The sequence below is a fragment of the Sorangium sp. So ce128 genome (assembly GCF_051525245.1).
GTDB classification, from domain to species: domain Bacteria; phylum Myxococcota_A; class Polyangia; order Polyangiales; family Polyangiaceae; genus Sorangium; species Sorangium cellulosum_B.
In genome coordinates, this window is record NZ_CP150313.1 from 4,038,932 (window position 1) to 4,055,493 (window position 16,562).

At 73.2% G+C, this 16,562-nt stretch carries 11 protein-coding genes, 2 tRNA genes and 1 pseudogene; 5 read left to right on the forward strand and 9 right to left on the reverse strand.

Annotated features, from left to right (window positions below; genetic code table 11):
• Window positions 1-28: 28 nt before the first annotated feature.
• Window positions 29-751, forward strand: a complete 723-nt coding sequence (locus WME82_RS15555; protein WP_438043477.1) for a type II toxin-antitoxin system RatA family toxin — start codon at window positions 29-31, stop codon at window positions 749-751.
• 43 nt (window positions 752-794) lie between these two features.
• Here WME82_RS15555 and WME82_RS15560 read toward each other — a convergent pair whose 3' ends face one another.
• Complete coding sequence (locus WME82_RS15560) at window positions 795-1,850, reverse strand: aldo/keto reductase (protein WP_438044894.1); 1,056 nt, start codon at window positions 1,848-1,850, stop codon at window positions 795-797.
• An 837-nt stretch (window positions 1,851-2,687) separates the two neighbouring features.
• On the opposite strand from WME82_RS15560, the gene WME82_RS15565 reads away from it, so the two are divergent.
• Window positions 2,688-2,900 (forward strand): helix-turn-helix transcriptional regulator, encoded by a 213-nt coding sequence (locus WME82_RS15565; protein WP_438044895.1) that lies wholly within the window; start codon window positions 2,688-2,690, stop codon window positions 2,898-2,900.
• A gap of 168 nt (window positions 2,901-3,068) precedes the next feature.
• Here the strand turns inward: WME82_RS15565 and WME82_RS15570 are convergent.
• The 4 genes and pseudogenes from WME82_RS15570 to WME82_RS15585 all read right to left on the reverse strand — a co-directional run.
• Window positions 3,069-4,622, reverse strand: a pseudogene (locus WME82_RS15570) (right-handed parallel beta-helix repeat-containing protein); the annotation flags it as partial.
• 62 nt (window positions 4,623-4,684) lie between these two features.
• On the reverse strand, window positions 4,685-5,578 hold the full coding sequence (locus tag WME82_RS15575; protein ID WP_438043478.1) for a LysR family transcriptional regulator: 894 nt from the start codon (window positions 5,576-5,578) through the stop codon (window positions 4,685-4,687).
• Window positions 5,579-5,712: 134 nt separating this feature from the next.
• Window positions 5,713-6,954, reverse strand: a complete 1,242-nt coding sequence (locus WME82_RS15580) for a putative metal-binding motif-containing protein (RefSeq protein WP_438043479.1) — start codon at window positions 6,952-6,954, stop codon at window positions 5,713-5,715.
• Between the two features lie 77 nt (window positions 6,955-7,031).
• Window positions 7,032-11,567 (reverse strand): DUF2339 domain-containing protein, encoded by a 4,536-nt coding sequence (locus WME82_RS15585; RefSeq protein ID WP_438043480.1) that lies wholly within the window; start codon window positions 11,565-11,567, stop codon window positions 7,032-7,034.
• Between the two features lie 295 nt (window positions 11,568-11,862).
• Here WME82_RS15585 and WME82_RS15590 point away from each other — a divergent pair, with 295 nt between their 5' ends.
• A complete protein-coding gene (locus tag WME82_RS15590) occupies window positions 11,863-12,129 on the forward strand; it encodes a hypothetical protein (protein WP_157906672.1) in 267 nt (88 codons plus the stop codon).
• Between the two features lie 27 nt (window positions 12,130-12,156).
• On the opposite strand, the gene WME82_RS15595 is transcribed toward WME82_RS15590, so the two are convergent.
• On the reverse strand, window positions 12,157-13,044 hold the full coding sequence (locus WME82_RS15595) for a DNA adenine methylase (protein WP_438043481.1): 888 nt from the start codon (window positions 13,042-13,044) through the stop codon (window positions 12,157-12,159).
• Between the two features lie 547 nt (window positions 13,045-13,591).
• Between WME82_RS15595 and WME82_RS15600 the strand changes: the two genes are divergently transcribed.
• Window positions 13,592-14,563, forward strand: coding sequence for a hypothetical protein (locus WME82_RS15600; protein ID WP_438043482.1), 972 nt, complete (start codon window positions 13,592-13,594; stop codon window positions 14,561-14,563).
• A 32-nt stretch (window positions 14,564-14,595) separates the two neighbouring features.
• Here WME82_RS15600 and WME82_RS15605 read toward each other — a convergent pair whose 3' ends face one another.
• The 3 genes from WME82_RS15605 to WME82_RS15615 all read right to left on the reverse strand — a co-directional run bounded on the left by WME82_RS15605 (window position 14,596) and on the right by WME82_RS15615 (window position 15,640).
• The gene (locus WME82_RS15605; RefSeq protein ID WP_438043483.1) at window positions 14,596-15,306 is read right to left on the reverse strand and encodes an NUDIX hydrolase; all 711 of its coding nucleotides are present in this window, start codon (window positions 15,304-15,306) and stop codon (window positions 14,596-14,598) included.
• 146 nt (window positions 15,307-15,452) lie between these two features.
• Window positions 15,453-15,527: transfer RNA gene (locus WME82_RS15610), tRNA-Glu, on the reverse strand.
• Between the two features lie 39 nt (window positions 15,528-15,566).
• Window positions 15,567-15,640 (reverse strand) — tRNA-Gln (locus WME82_RS15615).
• 622 nt (window positions 15,641-16,262) lie between these two features.
• On the opposite strand from WME82_RS15615, the gene groES reads away from it, so the two are divergent.
• Entirely contained in the window at window positions 16,263-16,562 is a 300-nt protein-coding gene (groES, locus tag WME82_RS15620) for a co-chaperone GroES (RefSeq protein ID WP_272097991.1), read from the forward strand.

A 16,562-nucleotide genomic window follows, 5' to 3' on the forward strand; every position in this document is an offset into this window, starting at 1 on the left:
CGGCACGTCGCTGGCAAGCTGGGCCGTCATGCGGAGAACTCGCTCGACCACGACCGGCCATCACGCATCGATCCCGCGCGCGCTCGCCGGGGGACTCGCCCTCGCGGCCACCGCGTGCAGCACGGGGGAACGGGGGATCAACCTGGATGTACCGCGCCTGCCGGCACAGCGCGACAGAGGTGATGTCCTGCCGGCTGTCACGAGCGACGGCGAGCAGGCAGAGCGCGCGCAGCCGGCGCCCGATACGACCGGGATCACGAGCATGGCAGTCCCGATCGGAAGCACCGGATTTGCGCGTGGACGGTCGACGGTGGTCGTGAAGGGCTCGCTGGAGCGCGTGCGCGCCGCGGTGCTCTCGTTCGAGCGTTATCCGGAGTTCATGCCGCATTACAAGAAGTGCCGCCTGCTCGGGCGCACGCCCGCGGGCGGGTGGGATCTCTACATGGAGGTCTCGGCCCTTTCGGGCGCGGTCACGATGTGGGCGCGCATCGAGATCCAGAAGCCGGTCGTCGAGGATGGCGTCGAGACGTACGCGTCCCGCTTCATCTCCGGCAATGTGCAAGATCTCCAGGCCACCTGGCGGCTCGAGAAGATCGACGCCCAGTCGACGCGCCTGTCCCTCGAGGTGTTCCTCCGGCCGAAGCTGCCGCTTCCGAAGAGCCTCCTCAACGCGGAGAACCTGGACGGCTCCGCGCGCGCCGTCGCAGCCATCCGGGCGCGCGTCGAGCAGGCGCAGGACGGGAATCGCTGACGCGCGCGCGCGCGAGCGAGGCGGAGAGGCGGCGAGGCCGGCGTCACCCGCCCGAGGCGAGCCGCCGGACGGGGTTGGACACGTCGAGCCGCGCCGCCGTGGCGCCGTAGACGACCCGCTCGGTGCCTGGGTTGCCCAGGAACTCGTAAGGAAAGCCGAGCGGCACCCGGCTCGCCGCGTCGAGCCTCTCGAGGGCCGCGGCGGGCAAGACGACGTCGAGGCAGCCCAGGCAGTCCTGCATCTGCTCGGGCTTCCGGGCGCCGACGATGGGGATCACCTGCGCCGGGCGCGACCTGAGCCACGCGAGCGCCACCTGCGCCGAGGAGCAGCCGAGCTCCTCGGCCACCGCGTCGACCGCGCGCGCGACGCGCAGGCCCCGCTCGTCCAGGCGCCCCTGGTTCATCGCCGCGCGCGCGGCGTCGTTGCCGCCTCCCCGCGTGTACTTGCCCGTCAGCACGCCGCCGGCCATGGGCGCCCACGCGAGCACGCCCAGGCCGAGCCGGGACGCCATCGGGACGAGCTCCCGCTCCACCGTGCGCTCGATCAGGCTGTACTCGATCTCGATGCCGATGAAGTGCGACCAGCCCCGGAGCTCGGCGATCGCGTTCGCCCGGGAGACGACCCACGCAGGCGCGTCGGACATGCCGACATAGAGCACCTTGCCCGCGCGCACCACGTCGTCGAGCGCGCGCATGAGCTCGGCCTCCGGCGTCGTCCAGTCCCACGCATGGACCCAGAGCAGATCGATGTAGTCCGTCCCCAGGCGCTTGAGGCTCGCCTCGACGGACTGGACAAGGTTCTTCCTGCCGTTGCCGCTCGCGCTCGGATCGGCGTCGTTCATGGAGAGCGAGTACTTCGTCGCGATGACCCACGCGCCGCGGTCTCCGCGGACGAGCTCCCCGACGATCCGCTCGGCGCTGCCGTTCGTGTACTTGTTGGCGGTGTCGATGAAGTTGCCGCCGCGGGCGCGGTACGCCTCGAGAATGCCGCGGCACGCCTCGGCCGAGGCGCCGAAGCCCCAGTCCTCGCCGAAGGTCATGGTGCCAAGGCTGATCTCCGAGACCTTGAGCCCGCTGCCGCCGAGCAGCTTGTAACGCATCTCCATGGTCGTCCTCCTCGGGCGCAGTCGTCGCCCGGCGACAGGCATCCTAGGGCGGGCGGGGAGGGCGCTATAGAACGCCGCTGCGCTCCCTGGAACCGGGCTGCTGCGTTGACCGGCCCCGCGCCGCGGGCGCATGCTGGGGCCGGCTCTCCGATGATGTCCCGCGTCTCCCGCAGCGCCATCCCGTTCGTCCGCGCCGGCACCCGCGAGCCCATCGAGGCGCTCCGGCAGGCGGAGATCCGCGCGTCCAGCCGCTCGCTGCGCTGGACCGGCATGGTGGCCGAGCTCGGCGTGAACCCGTCCTGGGAGACAGACCACCTCGCCGTCGCCGGCCACTACATCGCCATCAACCTCGCGGACGCGCCGCTGCGCTTCGAGCGAAAGGGCCAGCGCGGCTTCGAGCGCGTGGAGATGCCGCCCGGCAGCCTCTGGCTCCAGCCCGCGGAGGTCCCTTTCTCCCATCGCGTGAGCGAGCCCACGATCTATGGCGCGCTCGTGCTCGACCCCGCGCGGCTCGCGCGGCTCGCGGGGGTGCGGGAGCTGCTGATCGAGCCCCGCGTGGGGCTCGTGGACGCCCAGATCGAGCATGTGCTCCGCGCGCTGCTGGTCGAGGTCTCGCGCGGCGGCGCCACGGGCGCGCTCTTCGCGGACGCGATGCTCTCCGGGCTCGCGGCGCGCCTCGGCGCCCGCCATGCGGTCCAGGCGGAGCGGCCGGCTCGGGGCGGGCTCTCCCCCGCGACGCTGCGGCGCTTGCTCGACTACATCGAGGCGCACCTCGGCGACGATTTCGGGCTGGAGGCGCTCTCCGGCGTGGCCGGGCTGAGCCCCGCGCACATGGCGCGGGAGTTCAAGCGAGCGCTGGGGGAGCCGCCGCTCGCTTACGTGACGCGGCGGCGGCTCGATCGCGCGCGCGAGGCGCTGCTCGCAGGCGACGTCCCGATCGGGGAGCTCGCGCGCGCGCTCGGCTTCGCCGACCAGAGCCACCTGACACGGCTCTTCAAGCGGCGGTTCGGGATCACCCCGGGCGCCCTCGCCCGTACCCGGTGATCGCCCCCGGCGGCGCGAGGCGCTCGCCGCTCGGGGCAGGCGGGTGCTGAGGTTGGCTATCCCGTCCGAAGGGCCGTCGAGGGGAGGGGAGCCGAGCGTCCATTTGCGGACCGGCGTGCCCGGCGGCAGGCCGACGTAGTTGTGGCGGTGCCGGGACCCGTTGAGGTGCGCCCGGTTGCCGGTGAAGGCGCTGAGCCCCGCGGGATCCTCGTTCTGGATGCCGTAAAGCGTGTTCCTCGACAGCGTGTTTCCCTCGACCAGCGCGCGCGCGCAGGCCCTCAGCCAGATCCCTTTGCCGTCGTTGTTCGCGGACTGGCAGCCGATGATCCTCGCGTCGCTCTGCCTCTCGAGCAGGAACCCCGCGCCCTTCTGAGGATCGCCGCGCGACGGACCGGCGTCGACGGGCGGGGCCGGCGGCTGCACGAACAGGGGCGTGCGGTGGACCGTGTTGCCGTCGGCGATGCAGTCGACGAACGCGTTGCCCTCGCCGCCCACGAGGCCGCCCTGCGGATCCGCGAGCGGCGTCGACGCGATGAACCCGGCCGCGAGCCCGTCGTCCTCGGCGGTCCCGCTCGCGTTCCTGTTCCCCACGGCCACGCAGCGCCTCAGCACCACGTGGCGGGTCGCGTGGAGCGCGAAGCCGCCGGCGGGCGCGTTCGCGCTCGCGCCGTGGTTGCCGATCGCGCGGCAACCCTCGAGAAGCCCGCGGTACACCGCCCTGCCGATGCGAAAGCCGAGCGCGGAGAAGTCCTTGACCGCATCGGCGGAGGCGGCCGGGTTCGCGTTGTAGTTCCCGTCCGCCTCGCACTCGACCATCTCCAGGTTGCTCGTTGTCGAGATGTTGAACCCGCACGCGCGGTTCCCGGTGAGCGTGAAGTTCCGGTTCGCCCTGCAGCGCAGGAATTTGTAGTTCTCTCCCCACGCGAAGAAGCCGGCCGGCTCTCCGCCCGACGTGTTGTCGTGCGCCTCGCAGTCCTCCACGAGCACGTTGCGGCAGATGACGAAGTCGGCGCCGACGACGTTGAACTGCACGCCGCTCGGCTGGGCGCTGGTGTTCGCCGTGCGGTTGAACACGCACCCTTTGACCTGCACGTCGTCGCAGAACAGGACGAGCGCGCCCAGCGTCACGACGAAATCGAGCCGGCTCGTGTTCTCCGAGCACACGCAGTTGATCATCCGGATCCCTTCGGCGAAGGCGACGCCGCCGGCCGCGTCCCGGGCGCCCATCACGAAGATCCCGCCGTTGCGGCACAGGAAGCCCGTGTCGAACACGCCGTCGCCGCCGCACCGCCGGACCGACAGATCGAGCAGATCCACCTGGCTGCACGCCCTGGCGGCGATCCCCACCCCCTGGATCCCGAGCACGCTGCCGTTCCTGATGACGAGCCGCGACCTCCCCTCGGCGAACACGCCCACGTTCCCGGAGACGACCTCGCCCCGGCAAGGCCGCGCGCCCGGGTCGGGGGCGACGACGGGCGCCGGAGGGTCGATCTGCCGCAGCGTCCTGCCGCACAGGTCGAGGGTGACGTCGTCGCTCGCGATCGTGATGGCCCGCGCGTTCGCGTCGTGCGCCACCCAGTCGACGTCTTCCACGAGGGTGTACACGCCGGGCGCCGTGATGACGAAGGGGACGCGGCGCTCCGGGTCCGGTCCGCCGTTGATGTCCTGCGCCGTGATCGGCGTCGCGGGGAGGCGCGCGCTGGCGCCGGGGAGCTCGCTCATGGTCCTCGGCCGGGAGTCTACGCCGTTCAGCCCGCTCCGCGCCGCGCTGGCGAGCGCGCGCCTCACTGGATCGGCACCGCGCGCAGCGACTCGGCGAGCTTCGCGTAGAGCGAGCTCCGCGGGTCGTCGCGCCGGTAGATGAGCCGGAAATGATCGCGCGCGAGGGGCGCGGACGGCAGGAGCCGCTTCAGCTTGCCGCCGCGGAGCTCGGCGGCGACCATGTGGCGCGGCAGCACGGCGACGCCCTCGCCGGCGAGCACCAGCGCCTTGATGGCGGCGCCGAGCCCCACCCAGCGGTGCCGCGCGAACGCGAAGCAGCCGGCGCCGCCCGCCTGATCCGCGAGGTACCGGAACAGCGGCATGGTCGGGTCGATGTCGAGCAGGCAGTGCCGCGACGCGTGCTCCGGGCGGGCGAACGCCTCGCGCCGGAGCAGCTTGGGGGAGGCGACGAACGCGTAGCGCTCCTCGTGCAGCGTCTCCGCCGCCAGGCTCGTCGCGCTCCAGCGCGCGCTGGTGACGACGCAATCGACGCTGCGGTCGTAGAGGCGCTTCAGCAGGTCGTCGGAGGCGCCGAAGTAGAGGTGGAGCGTCAGCTCGGGGCGCCGCCGTGTCAGCGCGCCGAGCTGGGGGACGATCCACGACATCCCGAGCTCGAACCGCGTGCCGAGCGTCAGCTCGACCGGAGCGGGCGCGGGGCCCATCGCGCTGCGGAGGCAGTCCTCGGCGAGCGCCAGGCACTGGCGGGCGCGCGGCAGCAAGGCGAGCCCGCGCGGCGTCAGCTGCACCCGGCGCGTGGTGCGCTCGAACAGCGCAGCGCCGACCTGCTCCTCGATCTGCCGGATGCGCTGGCCGAACGCGGCGGGGCTGAGCGCCACGGCGCGCGCTGCGGTCCGGAAGTTCAGCGTCCGCGCCGCGGCCTCGAAGCAGGCGAGGTTCTCCAAGGAAGGGAGCAGCATCGCGGCATCGTATCGTTCTGCGCAACAATCCCGGCCATGAAATACGGGATCGCGCCGGCCACGGCGCGCGGTCCACCTCGCGCCGCGGCCGGCGCGCGTGATCCGGAGGCTCGGGTGGTCCGGACCCCGGGGCGCTACCGGGGATCCTCGACGGGCGCGGTCTCGAGCGGGACGGTGCCGCCGTTCGCGACCCACTTGAAGCCGTCGACGAGCGCGGTCGAGTCGCGCATTTCGTCGCCGGTGTCGAAGATCATGAACCGCAGCTTGAGCTCCTCGCCGCCGGTCACCGGGGCCCGCGTGCGCAGCCAGCCGGTCGCGCCGGCGTCGTTCCAGAGCCCGAAGCCGGTGCCTTCGAGCTCGTCCGTCCCGAGCGGGCACTCCTCGCAGACCTCGAAGAAGCTGAGTTTGACGCTGACGGGGTTGCCAAGGCTATCGAACGAGAGATTGCCGTTGAGCGACCCTGGCGGGGCGGGCGTCGCCAGTGCGACGAACTGGTCGTTGAAGCAGTCTTCTACGGTGAACTCGGGGTATTCGAAGGTGTAGAACTTGAACGCGAACTCGTAGCCTGTCGCGTTCGTCGGCGTGCGGATGACGAGCTCGAGCGCGATGTCGTCGTGGATGTTTGCCGAGGGAGGGCACCCGGGGGCGCTTTGCGGGAAGCCGGGCGGCGCGTCGCCCGGCCCGTAGTTCGTGCAGCTATACGCGTTGCACGCGCCCGGCCACCCGGCGATCCGGGCGCGACCCGAGGACAGGACGAGCAGGCGGGTCCCGCCCTGCGGGTGCACGTTGGGGCCGAAGGAATCGAGCACGCCCACCGCGGGCGAGGGCTCCGCGGGCGAGCCGTCGCCGCGCACGTACTGCGCGCTCAGGACGCCCCACTTCCTGTCCCCGGGCGACGCCCTGGCGCAGAGGTCGATCGCGTGGGCCCCGTGGATGGCGTCGAAGTCGGCAGGAGCGATGTTCCTGTCGCAGGCCGGCGGCGCGTCGTCGATCACGCCATCGCAGTCCTCGTCGGCCGGCTCGGGCACCGCGCCGCTCGGGTCGGGCTCCGTGATCACGACCTCGACGGCGCCTGGGTTGACGTTCGCGTCGCCGTCGTTGCAGTCGCCGTCCTCGATGGTGAACCCGTCGCCGTCCTCGTCGGGTGACGGACCCTCCTCCGCCGGCGTGCCGCCGCCGAAATCAGCCCAGGAGCCCGTCGACTCCACGCGTCCGCCGGCGCCCGCCTCGGCCGTCGTGGCGCTGCTCGCGCCCCCGCCGCCGCCCTCGCCAGGCGCCTGCTGGTCGCGCGCCGTCGCGGAGCACGCGCCCGAGGCCCAGAGCGCCGCCCCGACGCTCGCGCAGAGACCCAAGTAGACGAAGCGCCCGCCTCTCATGGTGCATCCACCTCGATGGTTGGTCCGGACCGCCGGAGCGCCGCGTCCCCGGCGACCCACGGCAACATGCGAGCACATCACGGCCTGGGCTCGCTGTCTTCTGTTCGCTGCCGCGGCGGCGCGGGGCCGTCGGGCGGCGCGCCTCGCTCCCGTTCCCCTCGCTTCAGGAGCCGCGCGGCCCACAGCGAGAGCGCGAGCAACCCGACGGCCAGCGCGCCCCCGATCGGCGCGCGGTGCCGCTCGGTGAACGGAAGGTCGCGCGCGACCGGGGCGGCGCCGAGCTCCGGGTTTGCCGCTGCGGCCCCGAGCCTCGCGGCGGAGGGACGCTCGCGCACGGTGTGGTCGAGCAGGTCGGCCAGATCGTAGCTCGGGCGCTTGCCGAGCGCGTCGCCGACGTAGAGCCGGTGCGGCCCCGGCCGCGCGGCGCGGAACACGACCTCGCGCGCCCGCACCTCGCCTTGCGCGCCCGAGAGGGAGAGCGGCGCCGAGTCGCCGTCGTGGATCGTGAGCCGGAGGAAGCGTTTCCGGGTGGGGATGAGCGGGATCCGTGTCGACGCGAGCGAGGGCCCTGACTCACCGTGCGGACGGATGCGATGGATCATGCCGCTCCCCACGGCCGGCCAGACCGCGCGGTACGTGGTCGAGGCGACGTCGACGCGGCGGCTGAACTCCGGCGTGGCGACGTCGAGGAGGACGGCCTCCAGCGGCGCGCCGTCGGCGCCGGCGTCGAGCGTGACGAGCGTCGTCTTCGCCTCGCTGTCCCGCTGCGTCTCGACGATCGCGAGCGGCGGGAGCGCGGGGGACTCGGTGGGGGCCTGCGGCTCGCACGAGACGGCGCCGCCCGTGATCCGGACGTCCGCGGCCGCGTCGCGCGCCGGGGCGCCCTGGGGGACAAGGCGGATCCGGACCAGGGCGGCGCGCGAGAGGGGATAGCGGACCGACAGGTGCTCGACCGTCTCCGGGCCCTGGGGGATGCGGTACACGTGGGCGCCGCGCGCGACCTCGCTGAGCGCCCTCGGATCCGCGCCGGTCTCGACCCGCGCCTCGCGGAGGAAGCTGCCGCCGGTGACGCTGAGCTCGACGCGGCAGTGGCGCGTGCCGGGCGCGTCGAGCGCCCAGGTCGCGTGCGCCACGCCGGCGGCGTCGACCCCCGGATCGAGCATCGTGGCCGCGATCCGCCCGGACGCGTGCGCGGCGCCTGGCTCGCGGATCACGTAGGGCACCTCGGCGCCGTCGGGGCCTGCGATGCGGACGTCGGCGAGCAGCTCTTCCGCGCGGCTCTCGCGGTAGAGGTCGAGATCGACGTCGACGCGGTGGTCGCCGGCGGCGTCCACGCCCTCGATGGGCCGGACGAGCGCGTGCCTCTCGGTCGGGAGCGCCGCGCCGGTCTGCGCCTCGGCGGGCCGCGCGAGGCTCATCGCCGCGAGCAGCGCGAGCGGCCCGGCCGCGCCCCGCGATCCGGCGCGCAGGAGCGTCACGAGGCGCCGGCCGAACCGCGCGTAGAGGAACCCTCCGCCGACGAGCAGCGCCCCGACGCCCGTGAAGAGGGCGATCTGGTAGATGCGCTCGACGTGCCAGACGTCCCAGGTCACGAGCTTCGCGATGGTGACGGCGAACAGGGAGAGCCCGGCGTAGCGATGGAAGGCGTCGCGCGCCGCGAACCCCGCGGTGAGCAGCGCGATCGCCGCGAGGGCGAGCACGAGCGTGGTCGCCATCGCGAGGCTGCCTTGCTGGCCCTCGAGGGCGGCGCGGTGCTGCACGGTGAGCTCGGCGAACTCGGCCGCGTCGAGCGGGGCAGGGGGGGCGGCGGGGAGCGCGGTGATCGCGCTCCGCACCTCGAGGACGACGGTCGTGATGAGCAGGGCATACCCCGCGCCCAGCGCCGCCACCGCGGCGCCGCGCAGCTCGGCGCGCGCGGCGTCCGGGGGGCGGGCGAACGCCGCGCGCGACAGCAGCCGCCCCGCGGCGAGCAGGGCGGCGCTCACGCCCGCGAACGCATAGGTCCTCGCGTTGAGCAGGACGGGAACTGCCATCGTCCCGTCGCGGCCGTGCGTCGCGAACCACGTCGTCACGAGCGCCTCGGCCTCGGCCCGATCGACGACGAGCGCCCGCGCGAGGGCGGCGGCGAAGAGCAGCAGGGTGACGGCGAGCCAGGCGCGCTCGCCGGTGCGCGCCGCGATCGCGGCCGCCACGGCCGCGAGGATGCTCCAGACCACGGTGACCGTCGCGCCGCCGAGCCCGAACGCGACGGCCGCGGCGAACAGGGCGAGCGCCTGTCCGAGGAGCAGGGCGATGCGATCGGCGGGGGGCGCGGCGCCGGCGCGGGTCACGCCGGCGCGGAGGAGCGCGGCGCCGAGCGCCAGGTCCAGGGCGCCGGCGCCCGCGGTGAGCAGCGCGCGGAGCGTCGGCGTGTCCTCCGGCGTGGCGCCGAGCGCGGCCGCGACGAACCCGAGCGTCGCCACGCACGCGGCGAGCGCGTCGGACCACGAGAGCGCCGACGCGCCGGGCTCGCGCGTGCGCCGCGCCGAGGCGCCCGCGGCGCCGAGGAACACCAGCATGACGAGCGCTGATGCGCCGAGGAAACTTGCGTTGACGGCGCTCACGGCGTCGACGGCATCGGCGGCCGCCGAGGCGCCCGCGTCCGCCGGCGCGATCGCGAAATGCGCGGCCGCCGCGAGCGCGCCTGCCGAGACGATCGCCGCGGCGAGGAGCAGGGCGGGGAGCGCGGCGCGCGCGGCCGTCCACGCCGCGAGGGCGGCCGCGCCCGCGAGCGCGAGCGCGAAGAGCGCCGCATCGGCCTCGATCAGCAGCATGCCCGCGGTGCAGGCGAAGAGCGCTGCGCCGGCGGAGCACGCGATGGCGGTCTTCCGATCGAGCTGACCCGCGAGCCCGGCGCCGCGGAGCCACCCCGCGAGGTAGACGAGCGTCCAGGCCGCGACGAGCGCGACCAGCGTCGTCCGGTGCGCGGCAGGCGCGTCCGCGAACGTCGCGGCGAAGGCGAGGAAGGCGGCGCCCATCGGCGCCAGCAGCCAGGCGCTCTCCTCCAGCGCGCGCAGGACGACCAGCGCCGCGAGCGCGAGCGCGACGGCGGTGACTGTGAGCGCGCGCGGCGCGTCGAAGAGCAGCGCGGCCGCGCCCGCGTGGGCGAGCACGAGCGCAGCGATGCTGGTCGCCGTGGCGTCCGCGCGCGCCGCGACGCGGAGGACGCCGGTCGCTGCCGCGCCGGTCGGCGCGGCGCTTCGGTCGGGGCTCGAGGCGGGCGTGCGCCGCAGCCACAGCGCGCGCAGGATGCCCTGCGCCGCGGCGAGCGCGATGAACGCGAGGGGCGCCGCGCGCGCGGCGAGCGGGAAGTAGGGCCCCGGGAGCGCCTGCGCGGGCGAGTCGAGCCAGGGCGCCGCGTCCGGGTCTCCGCCGGCCGGGGCGGCGCTGGCGTCGAAGTGCGTGGCGTACCAGCCCCAGAACAGCGCCGTATGGCCTGCGATCGCGAGCCACGGCGCGACGCGGAAGCCGAGCCTCGCTGCGACCGCGTGGGCGACGCTCGTCATGAGCAGGAGGTAGCCGAACAGGACGAGCGGCCGGTCCTGCCCCGTCGACAGCACGACGGGGTTGAGGAAGCCGGCGACGAGGCTGAGGATCAGGATGGCCTCGCCGCGGTGGCGGAGCGCGAGGCCGGCGCCGAGCAGGAGGAGCGCCGTGTCCGCCGCGAATGCCGCGGGGATCGGGACGAGCTCGTACAGCGCGGCGCTCGCCCACACCGACGCGATCAGGACCGAGAGGCCGAGGCCGATGAGCGTGTGGACGAAGCGACGCTGCGCGCGCCCGCGGAGCACCTCGGCGATCGCGAGGAGCGCGGCGCCGGTCGCGGCGCCGATCGCGACGCGCCCGAACGGCCCGATCCAGGCGTTGTCCGAGGCATACTTGAAGAAGAAGAGCGCGCCGAGCAAGAAGGTGGTCGCGCCTGCGCGGGTGAGCCAGGTGAGGCCGAGCCGCTCCTCGATGGAGGGTCGCTCCGGGGCTTCACGGTGCGCGGGCGAGCCGGCGCCGGACGCGCTCGCGTCGAGCGTCGCCGCGGGGCGAGGCGCTCGAGGCATCGGAGGAGCGGCGGGACTCGGGAACGCGATCGCGGGGGGCGCCGCGGCCTCCGCGGCGGCGAACGCCGTGGACGCGACCGCCGGGGGCGCGGTGGCGGTAGGATGCGCGATCTCGGGAGGCGCGCCGGCGGTCGCCGCGTCGAGCGCGGGCGGCGCGCCGGCGGTCGCCATGTCGAGCGCGGGCGGCGCGCCGGCGGTCGCCGCGTCGAGCGCGGGCGGCGCACCTGCGCCCTCGGCGTCGAGCGCGGGGTGCGCCGCCGCTGGGGGCGGGATCGCGCCCTGGGCAATCCGCTCTTGCTCCAGGTCGTGTGTGCTTCGCGGGCTCTCCGCCGCTGCGGTGAGCGCTGCGCGGCCGCGCAGCCCGGAGAGCTCGGCCACCCGGTGCTCCAGCGCGTGGATCCGAAGCAGCAGGTCCTCGTTGCGCCGGTTGGCCCGGACGGCGAACACGAAGGCGACGAGCGGGGCAACCAGGAGATAGCCGACGAGCGCGAGCCCGAAGAAGACGACGATTCCTGCCCCCATGCATGCTTCGTAGCATGGGGTGCGCGTCGCAGGCGCCGCCCGTCCGCGCGACGATGCCTGTGCTGTTCACGCTGCTCGCGCCGACGGCCCCATCGGAAGGGGAGGACCTTTCGGCGCGCGCTGGGATTCGGGTAAGGTGCATCCGCATGAGGAACACACGCCTGCCTGATCGCCGCGCGCCGGGCGCCTGCTATCTTCCCCGTGTTCCCGGACGGCGGCGTTGCTCGGGGGGGGAGCGCGGCCATTCGGGAACAGTTCTTCTGTCCTCTCGACCTTCTGCGGCGGAGACATCGCGATGGTGAAGCACCCGACCGTCTCTGCATGGCAGCGGGATCACGAGGAAGGTGGTTATACGGCCGAGCTGCACGGCTGGACCTTGCGGGTCCGCTGGATACCCGAGCGCCCGGGTGAGGTCCGCGGCTTCGTGTGGGAGGCCGTCGATCCCTCGGGGAACAAGGTCACCTCGCGCGAGATCCACGAGGAGATCGAGGTGGCGATGGCGTACGCCGAGGAGCGCGCGGCCCCCGATCCGGAGAAGCGCGAGGGGAAGACCGTCGATTGAGCCGCGCGCCGCGCGGCGGCGCCGGGCTCAGCCCGCCTTGTCTGCGGGCGCCGCCTTGCGGCTCCGCCTGGCCCCGTAGTTCCGGATCACGATCTCCCCCACGCGGCCTCTGGCGTCGCTCTTCGCGTTGATGCTCCGGAGCGCCGCGACGCGGTCGATCTTGAACCGCTTGTAGAGCGGCGGGATCTCCGGAACATCGGAGTTCGAGAGCATCACCTGGACGCCTCGCCCGTCGAGCTCCGCGAAGAGGGCGGCGAGGCGCTCCTGGTCGCGGAAGCCGAAGCCGCCCGCGCTGTAGGACGTGAAGTTCGCGGTCGACGAGACCGGCGAGTACGGCGGGTCCAGGTACACGAAGTCGCCTTCTTGGGCGTGATCGAGCACGCGCTCGAAGTCGCGGACCTCGATCTCGACGCCCTGCAGCGCCGCCGAGCAGGCCCGCAGCTGGGGCGGGTTGCAGATGGACGGCTTGACGTAGCGGCCGAAAGGCACGTTGAACCGGCCGGCGCTGTTGACCCGGTAGAGCCCGTTGAACCCCGTCTTGTTCAGGAAGATGGTCCGCGCGGCGCGCTCGGGCAGCGTGAGCGAGGCGGGATCGACGTCGCGAACCTTGTAGTAGTGCGCCTCCTCGTAGGCGTGGCTGCCCAGCGCGGCGATCACCTCGTCGACCCGATCGCGCACCGCCCGGTAGCAGTCGATGAGCTCGGCGTTGACGTCCGTCAGCGTCGCGCGCTTCGGCTGCAGGCAGAAGAAGAGCGCGGCCCCCCCCATGAAGGGCTCGAAGTAGCGCCCGTAGGACGCGGGGAGGAGCGGCTGGAACTGCCGGAGCAGCTGGCCCTTGCCGCCCGCCCATTTGAGAAACGGGCGGGGCGTCACGGGCGCGTCGTCGTCGGGGTCGGTGACAAGGGCGGTGGTCATCGCGCAATACTGGACGCCAACCTACCAGGGCGCGCGATCGTCCTCAACCGCCGAAGGTCACCGCGAGCGAGCACCCTGGTCCGACGCGCCTCGCCGGTCCGCCCCCGACGCGCGGGTGCCCGGGGCCATGGGTCTCTCCAGGCTAGGTCGTTCTATGTCCATGCCGCGGCCCCGTCGGGCGGCGATGTGCCTTGAGGTCGACAGTGGATGTTGGCCTGATTCATTAGTGATTCCGATTGCTTGTAAGCATGCATGAGCGTGCGTGTCCCAGCTGGAGCGCTGCCCGGATCATGGCATGTCGCCGCTTGCACGATCGCCGAGCAGGGATAAGTTGAAGTCTCGACACGCGGGCTGGACAGCCGCTGGTGGAGCGGAGTTCTCCCGCATTCGCGCACCGCCGTGTCAGGCCATCTCGCCGGTGGACCTGCGCGGCGCGGCAGGGGCTCGCTCGGGCGCTGGGCGCGGGCGTCCCGCGCCGGGTGGCGGCTCCTCGAGGGGCCGCCATGCGTGGAAGCCGCCGTTGCTTCTCGACAGGAGGGATGCCGCCATGATGCTTGCCTTCGACCTCGATCGCGACGACGCCCCGCAGCAGCGCCGCCCCGGTCCTGCGGACGGACCGGGTTGTTTCGGTGAAGCCGCGGACTACCGTGCTCAGCGGATCCTGTACGCCGCCCGGGACTGGATCGGCGAGCAGGACGGCATCACCACCGACGGTCGCTCGCTCATCCTGCTGCACGCCCAGCGGACGCCGCCGGAGCGGCGCGAGGCGCTCGTGCGCTGCTTCGAGCGCGTGATCCTGCACGCCCCCCGGCCGGAGCTCGCCGCGCTCTCGGCGTCGCTGCGCCAGGCGGGGCTCTCCGTGGACGAGGACCTCTCGGTGATGGGCGCCCCGGCCGGCGAGGTGCGCGCCGCCGTGCAGGGGCTCAGCCGGTTTCGCACATTCCCGCCGGGCCTGCGCCTGTCCAGGGTGTCGCCGGACGACGACGAGGCGTCGATCCGCGCGATCCAGGAGCTTCAGGCCGAGAGCGGCCACGCGCCGCTCCCGGGGTGGTACCTGCGCGGCGGCGAGGGGCGCTCCTTGACGCTCGCGCTGCGCGACGGCGCGGGGGCGTTGATCGGCTGCGCCACCCTGTGCGTCATGACGCGGCCACAGCCTGCCGAGATCGGCGGGCGCGAGGCGCTCGCCCAGCTCGGGCTGCTGGGCGCCCCGCCGCTCTGGATCTCCGATGTGGGCGAGGCGCCCTCGTGGACGGCCATGCCGATCTGCACCTCTCTGCGCGAGGACCACCGCGGGCGGGGGCTCGGGGCCCCCCTGCAGGCCGCGGCGCTCCGGGAAGGGCACGATCGCTTCGGGATCCGGTGGTTCTACGCGCTCGTCAGGGCCGGCGACGAGATCGCCAAGCGCATGAACGCGCGTTGCGGGCTCGCCCTGCACCGCGCCGAAGGGTTCCTCGTCGCGTCGGCGGTGCCCCCCGAGAAGCCCCGGCGGCCGGCCGACGGCCGCCGCGGCTCAGGCTGACAGCACGGGCGCGAGGAGAAAGCGCCGCCGTCCTAGCCGAGGAGCCATGGGGCCGGCGCCTCGCCCGCGAGGCGCCGGCGGATCGTGTCGAGCGCGCGCTCGAAATAGCCGTCGCGCGCGACCACGAACTCATCGAGCCGCACGTCGCGCGGCTCGACCTTCACGGCGCCCGCGGCGTCCGGCGGCCGCCGCACGAGGCCGCTCGCGTGGGGCACCTCGCCTCGAACGAGGCGCAGCGCCGCGCCGAGCGGGAGCGACAGCAGCGCGGTCACCTCGCGCGGATCGGGACGCAGCTCCGCGAGCGCGTGTCGGGTCATCGCGAGCAGCACGTCCTGCAGCTCGCGATCGACGATGCCCGGCGCGTGATCGTCCTGGCTGCGGCGCGTGCCGAGCCGGACCACGTCGCGCGGCGCGAGCGGCAGGCCGATCTCCTCCTCCGCCTCGCGCAGCGCCCCCGCGAGATCCTCTCCGGCGCGGTAGTGCCCCGACACGGCGACCTCGAGCGCGCCGGGCCAGGTGTCCTTGTCGGAGCTGCGCTGCTGGAAGAGCACCCAGGGCTCCGCGGCGCTCTGGCCGCTGTCCGGCTCCAGGCCATCGGGCCCCCGCTCGAGGAGCACCCACACGTGAACGCTCCGGTGCCAGTCGCCGTCGCGGTGAACGAGCCTGCGCGCCTTGCGCACGCCGAGCGACCGGCCCCCGTCATCGAGGATGTCGAAGAGCTCCTCTTCGTCCTGCGCCGCCATGCGCTAGAGGGTAGCGCAACGTGAACGGAGCAGGACGTCTTCGCTGAGCTGCGTGCTCGCGCTCGTCAGATGACGCTGCGCTTCGCGCCGTGCTCGACGCACGAAATCAGACGGAAGCAGCAGGGAACGAGGCGAGGGAGGAGAAGTGGCGATCCCAGCGGGAATCGAACCCGCGTTACCGGCGTGAGAGGCCGATGTCCTAACCGCTAGACGATGGGACCTTGTTCTGTGGAGAAGACCGACAGCAGAGCTGAGCGGCCTGGCTGGGGGACAAGGATTCGAACCTTGATAGCAAGAGCCAGAATCTTGCGTCCTGCCGTTAGACGATCCCCCAAGGGGTCAGCGCCGTGTTCATCAGCGCCACGGGCCGCGGAATCTACTCGGGCTGCCTGGATTGTCAAGCGACCAAAATCGGACCCGCCAAAGAAAAATGCCCGCCGCCAAAAATCGCCCATATTTCGCGTGGTTCTGGCGCTTCGCGGGTTGAGCAAGGCCTCCCCCTGCTCAACCCTTCGCTCAACCCGCTCCGTCCTCGTTGCATGCCGTCCGTTGTCGTCGCTCGTCGCTCGTCGCTCGTCGCTCGTCGCGCTGCTGTCGCCGCGCTCTCGCCATGATCCGTCCAGATTGTTTCCGCGCTGTCGGAGGGGGCTCGTCCCTGAGGAGGCTCCACGATGTCGCGACCGCGCCCTCGCCGTCGCTTCTCCAGACATCTCGGCTTCGCCGCTCGGGACTCTCGGCCCCCGGAAAAGTCGCGGCTCCCTGCTGCGTGCCCTTGACGCGCCGGGTGACTGATTTACTTTCGCCCGCGGTTTAGCCACCGGCCTAGGAGAGTGCCAAGACACTGAGATCTCGGGCACTTAGCTCTCGTCGCGCGGGCGGAACGCCCCAGCGGGGGGGCGAACGGGACCTCCGGCGAGCCGATGGTCAGTCAACAAGCCGAGGACGAGGGAGCCAGCATGAAAATCAGGCCGCTGCAGGATCGGATTGTCGTCAAGCGCGTCGAGAGCGAGACGAAGACCAAGGGGGGCATCATCATCCCCGACGCCGCGAAGGAGAAGCCGATCGAGGGGCGCGTCGTCGCGGTGGGCAACGGCAAGGTCCTGAAGGACGGCAAGGTTCGCCCGCTCGATGTGAAGGTCGGGGACAAGGTGCTGTTCGGCAAGTACAGCGGCACCGAGGTGAAGCTCGACGGCGAGGAGCACGTGCTCATCCGCGAGGACGACGTGCTCGCCGTGACCGAGTCCGCCGCGACGTGA

Coding starts and splice junctions, on each gene's coding strand:
- groES (WP_272097991.1), top strand. CDS start 16,263: ATGAAAATCAGGCCGCTGCAGGATCGGATTGTCGTCAAGCGCGTCGAG.
- WME82_RS15595 (WP_438043481.1), bottom strand. CDS start 13,044: ATGACCACCGCCCTTGTCACCGACCCCGACGACGACGCGCCCGTGACG.
- WME82_RS15590 (WP_157906672.1), top strand. CDS start 11,863: ATGGTGAAGCACCCGACCGTCTCTGCATGGCAGCGGGATCACGAGGAA.
- WME82_RS15565 (WP_438044895.1), top strand. CDS start 2,688: ATGGCGCGGGAGTTCAAGCGAGCGCTGGGGGAGCCGCCGCTCGCTTAC.
- WME82_RS15555 (WP_438043477.1), top strand. CDS start 29: ATGCGGAGAACTCGCTCGACCACGACCGGCCATCACGCATCGATCCCG.
- WME82_RS15560 (WP_438044894.1), bottom strand. CDS start 1,850: ATGCGTTACAAGCTGCTCGGCGGCAGCGGGCTCAAGGTCTCGGAGATC.
- WME82_RS15585 (WP_438043480.1), bottom strand. CDS start 11,567: ATGGGGGCAGGAATCGTCGTCTTCTTCGGGCTCGCGCTCGTCGGCTAT.
- WME82_RS15580 (WP_438043479.1), bottom strand. CDS start 6,954: ATGAGAGGCGGGCGCTTCGTCTACTTGGGTCTCTGCGCGAGCGTCGGG.
- WME82_RS15575 (WP_438043478.1), bottom strand. CDS start 5,578: ATGCTGCTCCCTTCCTTGGAGAACCTCGCCTGCTTCGAGGCCGCGGCG.
- WME82_RS15605 (WP_438043483.1), bottom strand. CDS start 15,306: ATGGCGGCGCAGGACGAAGAGGAGCTCTTCGACATCCTCGATGACGGG.
- WME82_RS15600 (WP_438043482.1), top strand. CDS start 13,592: ATGATGCTTGCCTTCGACCTCGATCGCGACGACGCCCCGCAGCAGCGC.